The organism is Streptococcus sp. LYSM12 (assembly GCF_004569635.1).
Classification (GTDB): domain Bacteria; phylum Bacillota; class Bacilli; order Lactobacillales; family Streptococcaceae; genus Streptococcus.
In genome coordinates, this window is sequence record NZ_SPOZ01000085.1 from 1 (window position 1) to 387 (window position 387).

Consider the following 387-nt stretch of genomic DNA (forward strand, 5'->3'; position numbering starts at 1 on the left):
AGCCGGTGCCGTTCGGCGCCATGGTGACCTCGGCGAGTAATCAGAGCGGCAGCATTGTCGCCGATAACGGCCAGGTCTACCTCAGCGGGATGCCGCTGGCCGGTCAGGTACAGGTGAAGTGGGGAGACGGGCCGGATGCCGGCTGCGTGGCCGAGTATCGCCTGCCGCCGGAGAGCCAGCAGCAGTCGCTTAGCCAGCTCTCCGCGGTGTGCCGCTAAGGAAAGGATCATGATGACAAAATCGTTCTATTTGCTGCTGGCCGTGCTGTCGCTTGCCGTCGCCAACGCGTGCGCCGCCGACAGCACCATCTCCATCAGCGGCTACGTGCGGGATAACGCCTGCGCGGTGGCGGGAGAATCAAAGGATTTTACCGTCGACCTGCTGGAT

At 63.6% G+C, this 387-nt stretch carries 1 protein-coding gene; it reads left to right on the forward strand.

Features of this window, described 5'->3' with window-relative positions:
• Nucleotides 1–218 (forward strand): FimD/PapC C-terminal domain-containing protein (locus E4T79_RS10815; protein WP_135030134.1); only part of this gene is annotated, 218 nt, incomplete at its 5' end.
• Nucleotides 219–387: the final 169 nt, after the last annotated feature.